Genomic DNA, 13,853 nt, shown 5'->3' on the forward strand with positions numbered 1-13,853 from the left:
AATTTGTGGGCGATGGCTCGGCCGCCCCACTGCAACGGCATACATGCAGGAAAGCGGACATCGCCTTTCTTGTGGCCGCGGTCCGAGTTCGGCCCAATGCGGTCATTCCGAGGCTAATCTCCATATTTCTTTGATGAGGGGGGACAGGACCGGGAGCTTTTCGGCTCTCAAGTCGGATAGCTGTCATTCGATATCAACGAAGCCTGTCCTTCCGCTACCAAACGGAGCGACCACTCCCGAACGTGATTGCTCCGAATGGTCTGTCCTGTCAGACAGCTGCGACGCCACCATCCACGAACAGTTCGTGGCCAGCGACGAAGCTGCCATCTTCGGATGCCAAGAAGAGCACCGCCCGCGCCACTTCGTCCGGCTGTCCCAATCGCCCAAGCGGCACCCCCTGGGTCAGGACGTCTTCCGCTCCCGGTCGCGCGTCGAGATAGCTGCGAATAAGGCGTGTCTCCGTACCGCCAGGTGCCACGACGTTGACGCGAATGCCTCGCTCCTTGAGGTCGGTCGTCCAGCTTCGCGCGAACGAGCGAACTGCTGCCTTGCTGGCATTGTAGAGCGACTGACCTGGTATTCCTTTGGAGCCGGCGATCGAGCCATTGAGGACGATCGTACTTCCGTCGGTCATCAGCGGCAGTGCTTTCTGCACGGTGAAGACCATACCCTTGACGTTCAGGCCGAATACGGTGTCGAAGTGGGTTTCGTCGATCGCCTCGAGCGGGACGACCTCGTGAATTCCGGCATTGGCGAAAACAACATCGACTTTGTTGTGGTCGCGCTCGATCCGTTCGTAGAGCCTGGTCAGGTCGGCGAGGTTGGAGGCATCGCCTCGTACGCCGATGGCGCCGTGGCCGATATGTTTCAAAGCTTCATCGAGCAGTTCCTGCCGGCGTCCGGTAATGTAAACCTGGGCGCCTTCCTTTGCGAAGAGTTTTGCCGTTGCCAAGCCGATACCGTCGCTGCCGCCGGTAATTACTACGACCTTGTTTTCAAATCGCCTAGTCATCCGAATGCCTTCATGCGAAAATGGAGGGTTACTCCACTTATGATATGGAGGCACTCTCCACTTAGCAAGGTCGTGTAGGAAAAAATGAGCGACGAGTCTGGGCTGCGAGCCGATGCACAACGCAACCGCGAATGTATCCTCGTCGCGGCGAAGAATTGTTTCTCGAAAGGGGAGCGGGATGCGCTGAGGGCGCTGGCGTGCACCGATTGACGCAGGGGCAGGGCAGGTGGGCGGCATCCGCAGCAGTCCACGCGCCTGCCATGTCGTCCAGGCAGTGGCATCGATCGACACGCCGATGGCGCAGCATCCGACAACAAGGAAAGGCCGGGAGCCTATGAACGTATTCGACCTTCTTTCGTACAAGCTGGAGAACTTCCTCAACATCCGGCCGTGCGCAAAGGCGCAGGGTCCGGTCTTCCATGAGCACGACGAGATCGGTCTGCTCCTGGTCGCCGCCAGGAAGAGCGACGGTTCGCGCTTGTTCGTGAGCCGCTGGCACGAGCTGTTTTCCGTGAGCGCTTTCGAAAGGTCCATGGCGAAACGCGGCTTCAGCGAGCCTGACTGCCACGCGATCCTCGTGGTCCTGTCGCGCTTGGGCCATCTGCTCGAAATCGACAACCGGCGGCGGATCAACAAGGACTACTTCGTCTTCTTCTATCTGATCCAGTTGATCCGGTTGAAGAACAGCCGGATCGATGCCGACGGGCGGATCAGGAACCACATGCTCAGGTTCCTTCTCTTCGAACTGGGCATCGACGACGAGGCCTACCGCCGGTTCGGCATCAGGGACGAGCGGATGGCGATGGCCACCGATGCGTTGGGGTCCGTGGACTTCCTGCGCGTCATCGATCTGGTCTACGACGCGCTCGACGCGGCCGGCAGGAAGGAACATGCATTGCTGGCGACCTTGAAGGACTACCAGGCCAGCGTCGTGCGGCTGTTGGCGCAGCCCGATGGCCTGGACCACCGGCTGGCCATCGACGACCGGAACAGTGAATTCATGTATCCGGACATCTTTCTGGAGGCCTACGCCAGGAACGACAAGCGGATCTTCATGGCGCTCGCCGATACGGTAGACCCGCTCCAGTCGACGGAGAATCTGTTCGTCTCCAACATGATCCTGATGAACTACTCGTTCCATGTGTTGAAGGAACGGCCCCGGGAGATCCTGAAGCTGAAACGGCGCATCGGCGACGACGGCCGGTTCGGCAAGCTGCTGGAGGCGCTGATCAGGCGCCGGATGGAGGTCGACCGGGCGACGTTCGACGGTATCGACCTCGGCCATGACCTGTCCGCGATCGAGGACGATCGCGCGTCGTTCTACAACATCCTATACAGCCGATAGGACGATCCATCGGCCGATCGGCGGCGCGCCTGGGCCGTGCCAGGCCTGCGCTGCTTCTGCCGGCAATGGACCTGCCCGTTGCAGCCGACGCTGCAGACGAGTGCCGTTCCCGGCAGCGGCAGTGCGAGTGGCCGTGGGGAACGATCCGCAACCTGCGCGAATGTCGATTCCGCTGCGACTGCTTCGTCGTACGGAGGACGACCTTGCCGAGCTATCGCCGATGAACGACTCCACGGACACTCCCGCCATGGCCATGGATCGCAACTGGCCGCTGGTCGCCGCCGGCGCGCTGATGGGTTGCGTGGCGGTGGGCACGGTGTTTTCGCTGGCGGTGCTGCTCGGGCCGATGAGCGCGGCCACCGGCTGGTCGCGCGCGGGCCTTTCCAGCGCGATGACGCTCGCCTTCCTGAGCATGGGCGTGGCTGGTTTCGGGTGGGGCATCCTGAGCGACCGCTTCGGCCCGCGGGCGGTGGTGCTGGCCGGTTCGCTGCTGCTGGGCCTGGCCTGCGTGCTGGCCAGCCGCGCCACCAGCCTGCTGCAGTTCCAGCTTGCCTACGGCGTGCTGCTCGGCGCCGCGGCGGCCAGCTTCTTCGCGCCGGTGATCGCCGCCACCGCGGCGTCGTTCGAGCGGCGCCGCAACCTGGCGGTATCGCTGGTGTCGGCCGGCATGGGCGTCGCGCCGATGACCTTGTCGCCGCTGGTGGCATGGCTGGTGAGCGAACACGATTGGCGTACCACGCTGCTGATCGTCGGTGCGCTGGCCTGGACATTGACCTTGCCGGCGGCCTGGTTCGTGCGCAGCGCCTGCGCAGCCAAGGCCGCCAGCGACGACGGCGGCGCGACGCAAACGCTGTCGGCCGGGCAGGCGCTGCGCTCCAGGCCGTTCATCGTGCTGGCCACGACGTTCTTCGCCTGCTGCGCCGCGCATTCGGGGCCGATCTTCCACACCGTGAGCTATGCCATCGGCTGCGGCCTGAGCGTGACCGCCGCCGTCACCATCTACAGCATGGAGGGCGCGGCCGGGCTGGGCGGGCGGCTGCTGTTCGGCGTCCTTGCCGACCGCGTGGGGGCCAAGCCCGTGCTGGTGGCCGGCCTGCTCGTGCAGGCGCTGGCCGCGGCCGCCTACCTGCAGGCGAGCCAGCTCGGCGGCTTCTATGCGGTGGCGATCGTGTTCGGCGTGGCCTATGGCGGCACCATGCCGCTGTACGCCTCGCTCGCGCGCGAAGCATTCGGCCCGCGGATCCTCGGCACCGTGCTCGGCGCGGCGAGCCTGCTGTCCAGCCTGGGCATGGCGCTGGGGCCGCTGGCCGGCGGCTGGCTGTACGATCGCTACGGAAGCTACACGTGGCTGTACCTGGGCTCGATGGCGGTAGGCCTGGGCGCGGTGGCGATCGCGCTGCTGTTTCCGGCCGCGCGACATCGCCGGCTGGCGCAGGCGACGTGACGGGAGGTGGCGACGAGCGGCCAGCCCGGCTTGTTCTTCCGCACGGCTCTAGTGCGGACCAGGCGGGTCTTCGGTCTGTCGAAGACGTCTCCTCACGCGTAGGGCGGCGCGTTGTGTTCGCGCCGCCCGCGCCCGACAGGCGGGACGGCGATGGCCCCCGTACGTCTTCATCGCCGGAAGCGATGCATGGCCGCGCCTGCCGGCGGCGTCCAGCACGACGTCGATGCGCCATGCAACGCCATCTGGATGATGGCGCCCTTCGCAAGGCGGTGGAGCGATCCGATATCGGCTTTCAAGCCTTGGCAATCGTGGCGAGCTGCGCGATGAGCGCGGCCGCCGCTTCCGAGGACGAGGCAGGGTTCTGGCCGGTGATCAGCAGACCGTCGCTGACGACGTACGAACCCCAGTCCGGACCCTTCGAGTAGAGGCCGCCGTTGGCCTTGAGCGCATCCTCGACCAGGAACGGCACCACCTCGGTCAGGCCGACGCCGTCCTCCTCGGTGTTGGTGAATCCGGTGACCTGCTTGCCTTCGACCAGTGGCCTGCCGTTCGATGCCTTGACGTGGCGGAGTACGCCCGGCGCGTGACACACCAGCGCGACCGGCTTGCCGGCTTCGATGAACGACTCGATCAACGCGATGGAGTGCTGGTCTTCGGCAAGGTCCCACAGCGGGCCGTGGCCGCCCGGGTAGAAGACCGCGTCGAAGTCCGCCTGCGAGACGCTGTCGAGGCGAACGGTGCTCGCCAGCTGCGCGTTCGCGGCCGGATCGGCTTCGAACCGATGCGTGAGTTTGGTCTGGAAGGAGGGCTCGTTGCTCTTCGGATCCAGCGGCGGTTGGCCGCCCTTGGGAGAGGCGAGCACGATCTCGGCGCCGGCATCCTTGAGCGCGTAGTAGGGCGCGGCCAGCTCTTCGAGCCAGAAGCCGGTCTTGCGGCCGGTGTCGCCGAGTTCGTCGTGCGAGGTCAGAACGATGAGGACTTTCATGGTGATGCTCCTGTAGTGGATTGTAATAGACCGGTCGTCTGGAAAGCGGTCGTGGAAATGCACCTCGACGAGGAAGTGCGTGCAGCGGTCCCCGGTCAGGGCGAAAGGTGAAGAATCCGAGCCGTCGTGCCCAGTGCTGTTTCGAACGGTTGGGTGTTGCGGACGATCTTGACCATGACACTGGCGCCCAGCCAGAGTTGGTAGAGGCTTTGCGCCACGGTATGCGGCTCGCCGTCGATGGACAGCGAGCCCTCCGCCACGCCTGCCTCGATCGCGCGCGCCAGGCGGTCGATGATCGCCGAGGTCCCGCGCTTCAGGCTGGCGCGCATGGCTTCGGACAGATCAGCGACCTCGGCGCCCAGCTTCACGGCCAGGCACTTGCCCTGGCAATCCTCGAAAGATTGGTTGTCCTTCCAGGCCAGGAAATAGTTGCTTAATTGCTGCGCCTTCGTCTGGCCTGGCTGGCGAAAGATGGTGTCGATCTCGGCGAGATAGTCCTCGAAGTAATCCTCGAGCAGCGCCTCGCCGAAGGCGTCCTTGGACGCGAAGTAGTGGTAGAAGGACCCCTTCGGCACGCCCGCGGCCGTCAGGACCTCGTTCAGCCCGACGGCCGAGAAGCCCTTGCCACCGATGATCCGTTGGCCTGTGACCAGGATCTTCTGGCGGGCATCGACGGTGTCAGTGGCTGTGGCGGAGTTCATGGGGGCACCATACACTCGATTAGACCGGTCGTCTAGTGCCAGGTCCGTGGGTGGTTCGATCAGTACAGGCCGATGGCGCTGCTGATGGTCCCATGCGCAGTCGGCGCCGTCGCTAAACGCGTAGCGGGCAATGCAGAGCCGGTTCTTGTCATGCTTGCACTATCTGACGATCAGCACTTCGATGGTTGGTAGCGCAAAACTGCGGTCGTGGCTTGGCACGAACGAGCACCCAGGGCGGGACCTCGGTATGCAGGCTCGGTGTGCGGGGGGGTGTCCAGGTACGATTTGAGCGTTCGATTTGAGCGAGGTGCATGGGTCTTTGCCGCTGTGGCACAGAGCTACCAGTGTGTTTTACATAATATACATTATGCGAACTCGCATTGCTGGTGCCCGAAGCCACCGTGCTGCAGTTCGTGGTCGACCACGTGCAGCGCCGCTCGACTGACGAAGCAGGTAAATCTGCTACCACGCGCCATGTAACTGTGCTACTTCTTCGGGCGCAACGAGTGTGCAACCAGGTGTTGAGCGCACCAAATTGTGAGCAGCCGCCCCGCTGTCGCACAATTAGTCTCGACTAATCCTGCGACTTGTAAGTTAGCCGTGACAGCCTATCGCTGAGACTTTCTGTGAGCGGCCCGTGTTCATAGCCGGCGAGCCAAGAAGGCTCCGGGACCTGCTCGTCGACGCCTAAGGCGCGCGCCAACTGCTTGGTCATACTGAGCGTTGGATAGTGACGGACCAATCTGCACGCTTCTTGGCGAACTTCACGTGGTAAGTCTTCGTTGAGAGCCAGCTCAACGAGGAAGGCTCCTGCCTGTGTGATATGGCGGACTGTTTCGGCTGCGGTTGTCATGGGTAGATGAGGATCCGGCAATGTGCTTCATATATGGAATACGCGCTGCGAAATCGCGGACGTCTGGCTCCTAGTAGAAGTCACTACTGCTTCGTCGGTAGACCTGAAAAGCCTGCTCGATCTGCGAATCAGTGGGATCTTGGTAGAGTGAGCCACTGGGCTGCTGCAATCGATGAGCTACCCGGTACCAGCCCTGAAAATCGTCATAGGAAAAGACGAAGCCCGACTTAGCAACAATGGCCTCTGGAGAAAGCAGAGGTTCGTCCTTTAGCTTTTTCACCACGCCTGCGGCGGCATCAGCTGCCGTGACTGCCGCGTCTTCGCCTTTATCAAGATGGAGAGCAAACGTCGCAGCCCACACTCGCGGCGCGGCCTGAGACAACAGCCATGATCGGTATGATGGATCTAGATGGTCTGCGAGGTCACCCATACTGTTCTCCAAGTGTGGTGGACACTCATAGCTTGAACATACCATGCACTTGTTGTCTAACGTGCGGCTCGGCGTGGCTTGCGTGCAGCCGGTGTGGCTGAATTCTGACGTGAAGTGGGGCGCCCTGAGGTGGTCATCCGCAGCGTTACACAGGTGTACAACGCCTGAGCTTATCGGCGGCAATCCTTGCAGCAGCGAGCAGTCCTTCGGCCAACTGTTCGGCTTCAGCGATTGAGAGCTCCAACTCGACGTTGTCTGTGACCTCGTCACCTTGGTAGTCTAGGCGACCGTCCAGTGAGAGCTTGGCGTCCACATCCGGATCAACGCGCCATATTTCCACTGCAGGACGCCCTGCGCATCCGGCGGATGAGAGGATCTAGGTTGCCACACGTGACTTACGTGCTCGTTTTGGCTTTGCTGCCACCGGTTCGGCCTCTGGCCCATGCTTCCGCCAAGCGGCCTCCAGAGCAGCAGGTAGATCTCGTAAATGCATCAACTGAGTATCGAGCGCATCCGCTCGAGCTCGCTGTGCAATGAGCTCCTGTTGCAAACTGCCGGCTGTTGCAGCCGCTTCGCTGAGCGATTCGCGATGGTCTCGTTCTATGGCTGCCAGATTGTGCCGGAGCGCGGCCAGCTGATGGCGCAGCTCGTTAGCGTCTTGCCGTGCACGATCAATCTCTGCGTGAGCGCGGTCCTCTATTGCGCGTACATGGCTTGTCAAATCCTCGCGCTCGACGCGAGCCGCTTCCTGTAGGTTTTGAATCTGGATCTGTAGAGCATCACGGTTGGCTTCTACGTCGACGACTCGTGCTAGTGCGGCATCGCGCTGTCTGCCTAGCTCAGCCACCTGATGCTTCAGCTGTTCGACAAGACGTTCTAGCTCGCCGCCGCGTGCTTCCGCAAGCCGCTCCGCCTGACGGGCGGAGTCAGCCTGCGCGCGGATGTGGACAAGTTCTGCGTCCATACTTTGGCGATCGTGATCCAATGCCTCCCGCGCATCCAACAGAGCGGTGTGCTCGCTGGCTAAGGCCTCGTCAGCATGCATGCGCGCATGGTCAAGCGCCAATGCCCACCACTGCCCCGCCAGGTTAGCGATAGCCTCCGGTACGTTAGCCGTGGCAACGCGGGCTTGATCGCTATTTGCGAGGCGCTTGCCCAGCGCTTTCCACCAGGTCTCGAGGTGCCGCACGACAGTGTTCGGCGATCCGGTGCCTAGATGAGCACGGATGCGTTCCACGGTCGGACGTTCGCCAAGCGCGACAAGCGTGTCGGCGGCGGCGTGGACGTCTGATTCTGTGATGCCTCTGGCCATTGAAGTGCCTCCCGGATTGGCGCCCTGCCCTGCAGTTGACGTACTCGCGATAAGTGATGATTATCGTGGCTACGCCTGCTAATTCGTAGCGTACATTACATACTATGAATGTTAATTCCACTAGTGCCGCCCTCGTCCAGACCGTCCACCAGCTGGTACTGCCCGAACAGCTGGCGCAACAGGCGGCGGACGCGGTGCGCGAGCTGCTGGCCGAAGCAGCGGCAGAGAACACCACCCGCAGCTACACCAGTGCCCTGCGCTACTGGGCCGGCTGGCATGCGGCGCGCTACGGCATCGAGCTCACATTGCCGGTGCCCGAAGCCACCGTGCTGCAGTTTGTGGTCGACCACGTGCAGCGCCGCTCGACTGACGGTGAGCTGGCGTGGGAGCTGCCGCCGATCGTGGACCAGACCTTGGTGGCCGCCGGCCTGAAGGCCAAGCTTGGGCCCTGGACCTTGGCCACCGTGCGGCATCGGGTCGCCGTGCTGTCGACCGCGCACCGGCTCAAACAGGTGGCCAATCCCTGCGAGCAGCCGGCGATCCGCACGGTGCTGAGCCGGGCAGCCCGGGCCGCGGTCAAGCGCGGTGAGCGACCGCGCAAGAAGACCGCGATCACCCTACCCGAGCTGGAGGCGATGCTGGCCACCTGTGACGACAGCCTGGAAGGGATCCGCGACCGCGCCCTGCTCTGCTTTGGGTTCGCCAGCGGCGGCCGCCGGCGTAGCGAGATCGCCGCGGCCGACCTACGCGACCTGCGCCGGATCGGAGAGGCGGGCTACCTCTACCGCCTGGAGCACAGCAAGACGCAGCAGGCTGGCGTCACCGCGAGCTCGACCCCGGATAAGCCGGTGCTGGACCGCGCTGCTGTGGCCCTTGAGGAATGGATCGCCGAGGCGGGCATTAAGGAGGGGGCGATCTTCCGCCGTCTGTGGAAGCGCCGCGTGGGCCCTGCCCTGTCCCCCGCCGCCGTGGCCGAGATCGTGCAACGCCGGGCGAAGCTCGCGGGAATCGAGGGAGACTTTGGGGGACACAGCCTTCGCTCGGGCTTCGTGACGGAAGCCAGCCGCCAAGGCGTGCCGCTGGCCGCGATCATGCAGATGACCGAGCACCGGGCGGTGTCGAGTGTTGTAGGGTATTTTCAAACAGGCGGAGCTACAGCAAATCCAGCTGCTCGATTGCTTGAAGACTGAAGGCCAACGCCATTAAGGCTCGTCGATGGAGCGGGTACCACGGTCCGGACAAGCCGCTGCTGGGCCGGTCGCTGTCGCCCTGCAGGCCTGGCTCACCGAGGGGCGCTGTTCCGACGGGTGTGGGCTCGCTGCCGCCGCTGACGGTGGATTGCTGTGGGTGAAGGTGTAGCGGCCCGAACGTGTGCGGGCCGCAGTACAATCGGACTGAGCACCATGTGCGCGGAGTTCGCACCGAAGGGGGGGAGGTGGATCCATCGGGCTTCATGCATCAGTACTACGACTGGAATGCGTTCGAGCGGTTCATCAAGGAGCTTCATGCCGCCGACGGGGATGTCATCGTCCAGCACAATGTCACCGAAGTTGATCGGTACGGTGCCAAGCGGCAGATTGACGTCAAAATCGTTCGAAAATCTCCGCTCTACACCTTCACTACGCTGGTGGAATGCAAGCGCTGGAAGGAGCCCGTGGGGCGTGACCGTGTCGACGTGCTTGCGGTCAGCCTGGAAGGCTTGGCAGCCAATCACGGTGCCATATTCACGACCACGGGGTTTGAGGAAGGGGCGGTCGCGTATGCTCGTAGCAAGGGCATTGAGCTGTACCTGGTTCGTGATCTTTCGGATCAGGAGTGGGGACTGCCGGGCAGGCACCTGCACTTCCACGCGCATCTGGCTGCGGCCGAACTGCGACATGTGCACTTCGCTGCAACCGCCATTCCACTCATCGACGAGTTAGAGCCGGATCTTGAGTTACACATCGATCTTCGGCCCGAGAAGGCATTGGATCCTCAATTCGATCTGTTTTCAACACGCACGGGGGAACACGGCGCGAGCTTGGTAAGTCTACTGGGGGAGGCCCATCGCCTGCTTCTGTCATTTGTCAGCCAGCTCAAGCCGGCGCGTGACTGGTCACAGCGCGGAATACTGCAACTGTCCGCCCGTGCTGAACTTGACTTCACTGGCACACCTTTCTGCCAGTTGCGGCTACAGAAGGCAGCCGTTCGCATTGAGCGTGTGGGCTTTGAGTTCATTACCCACATAAGCCGATCGGAAATCAGCGTGGATCGTGGCGCGAACCTTGATTTTGCTGTGATGGTCGAGAGCTTCGTCAGCGAGCAGCGGTTGATCGCCCAGCGCGGAAAGCAGGATTCTCGAATTCACATGAATGCGCATCAGCCGAATACCTCGACCGACGCGCCGCTGGAGAATGGAAACATCTTCAGGATGGATTGCTCCCCCTGGACGGGCCTCGGTGCCGGGGTGCCCGCCGAGCGCATGGCCATCGGCGAACTGCTCTGCGCTGTGGTTAGCCCTGATGCGGCGCTGCCAGGACTGAAGCTGAAGATAGGGTCTGATCTGCACACAAACCGGTGAAGTCCACGCAGGCGCATCTGCTTGGCTTCGTCCGGCGCGAAACGTTGGCAGCGATATACAACTACGAGAACAGGGGAGTTCAGTGATGGATCGTACGTCGCAAGGGGCGCTGTGGAGAGTGTGGGACTTCCACTGTCACACACCGGCATCGTATCAATGGAATGGTTCACCCAACTTGCGTGGAGCCATTGGCGAGGCCAGGCAGGCGATCGTCAAACAGACCGTCCTTTCACTGAAGAATGCCGAACCGGATGTCTTCGTAATTATGGACTACTGGACATTCGATGGTTACCTGGCGGTGGCCGACTATGTGCGCCAGCACCCGGATGAGCTGCCGAACAAGCAGGTCTTCCCCGGTATCGAGCTGCGTGTAGAGAGCTCGCTGGACAAGCGACTCAATGTGCATCTGATCATCGATCCTACGGTAGAGCGCCAAGTCCTCCAAGACGTGTTGAACGACCTGAAACTAAGCCTTCGTGGAGGCGAACGAGGGCTGAGCGAGGCGTGCCTCGTGCAGTACGCCCGAGAGCTGGGCGCAGACAAACTCACCCCTTCCGGCTTCGACCCTACACTTCTAGCCCAAGACGCCGAGTACGCATTGAAGGTTGGGTGGCAAACCGCAATGGTGACGCCCCAGTCCCTGACCAAAGCACTGGACACGCTGGGCTCGCGCGGACTGCTTCTGATGCCTTGGGACACCTATGGCGGTCTCAAAGATATCAAGTCGGGGCCGCACTATGCGGAGGTCAGGCGTCACATGACCGCCGCGAGCATCTTCGAATGCAAGGACCAGGGCAACCGCGACGCCTTTCACGGCGTCAGGTCGGCTGCCAATGAGAAGTACTTTGACGCATTTTGGGAATCGCTGGGGTCGACCCCGCGATTGTGTGTGCGTGGTACCGATGCCCACAAGCATGCAGACTACGGCGTGTTTCCGAACGGCATGAAGACGTGGATCAAGGCCGAGCCTACGTTCCAAGGCATGTGCCACGCGATCAAGGAGCCATCCTTCCGTTCCTTTATCGGCGACATTCCATCCAAATTGGCTCAGGTGAGAGACAACGGCCGCCTGTTCATGAAAAGGCTGGAGGTCACGCGCAAACCCTCGGCCACCCTTACCGAGGCGTGGTTTGACGGCACGGACATTGAGCTGAACCCGGATCTGGTGGCGATCATCGGCAACAAGGGCTCAGGCAAGAGCGGCTTGGCAGAAGTATTGGCCTTGGCCGGCAATTCCAAAGCCCATGAGTACTTCACCTTCCTGATCGATGATCGCTTCAAGAGCGGGGCGACCCAGCGGGCCACAGCGTTCGAGGCAGCGCTGACTTGGTGCAACGACGATGTAGGGCAAGTGTCGTTGGACCAGCGGTTCAAAGAGGATCAACCCGAGCGCGTAAAGTACATCTCGCAGGACTACTTCGAGATGCTCTGCAACGATCACATCAACGGACAGTCCGATCAATTCAGCGCAGAGATTCGGCAAGTACTTTTCTCGCACTTGGATAGCGCTGACAAGGGTTCACACGCCGGCTTGGATGAATACCTGGCGGACAAGGAGCGCCCTACGCATGAACGCGTCAGTGCTCACAGAATCGCGCTCGGCGAGATCAATAACGCGCTCGCTGACCTGGAGCGTCAAGCTAGCGCAAGCCACCTCAATGAGCTCAGGGAGCGGCTGGCTTCAAAGGAGCTCGAGCTCGGTGATCACAACGCCAAGATGCCCGTCGAGGTCCTGAAACCTGAAACCAGCAGTGATGACGCATCCCCGGAAGCGGAGCGACTGAAGGTCATTGCCGAGGAGCTGGCTACCAGAGAATCGATACGTCAAAGCTCCGAGGCAACCCGGCGCATGCTGGCGTCACGACGCACTAAGGTGGTCAGCGTTGCACAGCGCCTGGACGACTACGCCGCACAGGCCACGCAGCTAAGTGCAAGCCTGGAAAAGGAGCTAGAAGAAGTAGCTGTCAACATCCAGTCTCTGATCACAGTTGACGTCAAGTCAGCTCTTTTGCGAGAGGTGGCGGCAGAGGATGCGCTTCACGTCGAGCAGCTTGTTAGACAGGAGCTGGAGCATCAAGTGGTTCGGCAGACGCTGGAAACCGAGCAGAAGCAGCTTCAGGAAAAGCTAGACGGCCCGTCCAAAGCCTACCAGCAGTACTTGGCTGCGAGTGCGTCATGGGAGCGCGTTCGCGCACAGATTGTTGGCACAGATAGCCAGACAGACACCATAGCTTTCTACAAGGCCAGAATTGCAGAGCTATCCACCCTGCCCCACCGATGCAGGGAGCTGCAGGTGAAGCAGGATGAGCTTGTGCGTCAGATTCACCAAGAGCTCCTTTCAATTGCGGAGTTGCGTCGACCGCTCTTCGATGGCGTCGAAGAGATTGTCAGGTCAGTGCCTGGCGTCGCTGAGGAGCTCAAGGTCGCGTTTCAGAGCGCCCTGTTCTTCGATCGAAACGCATTCTTTGAAAGCTTCTTTGGGCAGGTGAAGCAGAACACAGGTGGCTTCCGGGGCGAGGAGGAAGGCGCATCGAAACTTACCCGGCTACTTCGCAGTATTGACTTCAACGACACAGAGAGCGTTGTTGCCGGGCTACGAGGAATTCGCAACGAGATCACGCAAAGTGGCGATACCGAATTGCCCTTATTGCCGATTCTGAGAGCAAAGGTTGAGGCGGCGCATTTCTATGATTCCCTTTTCGATCTTCGCAATCTGGAGGCAAAGTTTTCTCTCAGCCTGGCAGGTACAAGCATCCAGCAAATGTCGCCTGGTCAAAGGGGGGCATTGCTGCTGATCTTCTATTTGCTCGTCGATACTGACCCCACACCCCTTATCCTCGATCAACCCGAGGAGAACCTTGATAACCAGACGGTCTACTCAATGCTGGTTCCGATCATCCAGCGGGCCAAGCAGACCCGTCAGATCGTGATGGTTACTCACAATGCCAACCTAGCCGTGTGCTGTGACGCCGAGCAGATCATCCACGCGGAGTTTGATCGTGCTGGAGGATATGCGTTGCGTTACCAAAGCGGAGCCATTGAAAGCATGGAGCTGAATAAGTCCGTCCTCAACGTGCTTGAGGGCACCACCCCGGCATTTGAGAATCGGCAGGCAAAATACCTGCATTGAACACAGGGTTTGCCTGGTCAAGTCTCGTGCAGGCAACCGGTATACTCTGCCAGGGAAACAGGCAATCGTGACAGGAGCGAT

The 13,853-nt window shown here is 61.4% G+C and carries 12 protein-coding genes; 5 read left to right on the top strand and 7 right to left on the bottom strand.

The window, feature by feature from the left end; all coding sequences use genetic code 11:
• Positions 1–268: 268 nt before the first annotated feature.
• Entirely contained in the window at positions 269–1,012 is a 744-nt protein-coding gene (locus JR065_RS07315) for an SDR family NAD(P)-dependent oxidoreductase (protein WP_206233366.1), read from the bottom strand.
• A gap of 334 nt (positions 1,013–1,346) precedes the next feature.
• On the opposite strand from JR065_RS07315, the gene JR065_RS07320 reads away from it, so the two are divergent.
• Positions 1,347–2,357, top strand: coding sequence for a hypothetical protein (locus JR065_RS07320; RefSeq protein WP_206233367.1), 1,011 nt, complete (start codon positions 1,347–1,349; stop codon positions 2,355–2,357).
• Positions 2,358–2,604: 247 nt separating this feature from the next.
• Complete coding sequence (locus JR065_RS07325; protein WP_206233368.1) at positions 2,605–3,801, top strand: MFS transporter; 1,197 nt, start codon at positions 2,605–2,607, stop codon at positions 3,799–3,801.
• 167 nt (positions 3,802–3,968) lie between these two features.
• Here JR065_RS07325 and JR065_RS21690 read toward each other — a convergent pair whose 3' ends face one another.
• The 6 genes from JR065_RS21690 to JR065_RS07345 all read right to left on the bottom strand — a co-directional run bounded on the left by JR065_RS21690 (position 3,969) and on the right by JR065_RS07345 (position 8,082).
• Positions 3,969–4,097: a hypothetical protein gene (locus tag JR065_RS21690; RefSeq protein WP_277420130.1), complete on the bottom strand. Its 129-nt coding sequence runs from the start codon at positions 4,095–4,097 to the stop codon at positions 3,969–3,971.
• Positions 4,094–4,786 (bottom strand): type 1 glutamine amidotransferase domain-containing protein, encoded by a 693-nt coding sequence (locus JR065_RS07330; RefSeq protein WP_206233369.1) that lies wholly within the window; start codon positions 4,784–4,786, stop codon positions 4,094–4,096. The genes JR065_RS21690 and JR065_RS07330 overlap by 4 nt, the downstream gene beginning before the upstream one ends.
• 95 nt (positions 4,787–4,881) lie before the next feature.
• Positions 4,882–5,487: a TetR/AcrR family transcriptional regulator gene (locus tag JR065_RS07335; protein WP_206233370.1), complete on the bottom strand. Its 606-nt coding sequence runs from the start codon at positions 5,485–5,487 to the stop codon at positions 4,882–4,884.
• 574 nt (positions 5,488–6,061) lie between these two features.
• Positions 6,062–6,340, bottom strand: a complete 279-nt coding sequence (locus JR065_RS21860; protein ID WP_429001846.1) for a BPSL0761 family protein — start codon at positions 6,338–6,340, stop codon at positions 6,062–6,064.
• 70 nt (positions 6,341–6,410) lie between these two features.
• Positions 6,411–6,770 (bottom strand): hypothetical protein, encoded by a 360-nt coding sequence (locus JR065_RS07340; RefSeq protein ID WP_206233371.1) that lies wholly within the window; start codon positions 6,768–6,770, stop codon positions 6,411–6,413.
• Between the two features lie 376 nt (positions 6,771–7,146).
• A complete protein-coding gene (locus JR065_RS07345; protein WP_206233372.1) occupies positions 7,147–8,082 on the bottom strand; it encodes a DNA-binding protein in 936 nt (311 codons plus the stop codon).
• Between the two features lie 104 nt (positions 8,083–8,186).
• Here JR065_RS07345 and JR065_RS07350 point away from each other — a divergent pair, with 104 nt between their 5' ends.
• From JR065_RS07350 to JR065_RS07360, 3 genes are all read left to right on the top strand, one after another.
• Positions 8,187–9,272 carry a site-specific integrase gene (locus tag JR065_RS07350; protein ID WP_206233373.1) on the top strand — a complete coding sequence of 362 codons (1,086 nt, stop codon included), beginning with the start codon at positions 8,187–8,189 and terminating at the stop codon, positions 9,270–9,272.
• A gap of 263 nt (positions 9,273–9,535) precedes the next feature.
• Positions 9,536–10,642, top strand: coding sequence for a restriction endonuclease (locus tag JR065_RS07355; RefSeq protein ID WP_206233374.1), 1,107 nt, complete (start codon positions 9,536–9,538; stop codon positions 10,640–10,642).
• Positions 10,643–10,727: 85 nt separating this feature from the next.
• Positions 10,728–13,772 carry a TrlF family AAA-like ATPase gene (locus JR065_RS07360; RefSeq protein ID WP_206233375.1) on the top strand — a complete coding sequence of 1,015 codons (3,045 nt, stop codon included), beginning with the start codon at positions 10,728–10,730 and terminating at the stop codon, positions 13,770–13,772.
• The last annotated feature ends 81 nt before the right edge of the window (positions 13,773–13,853 follow it).

The sequence above is a fragment of the Xanthomonas sp. genome, assembly GCF_017163755.1.
Lineage (GTDB): Bacteria > Pseudomonadota > Gammaproteobacteria > Xanthomonadales > Xanthomonadaceae > Xanthomonas_A.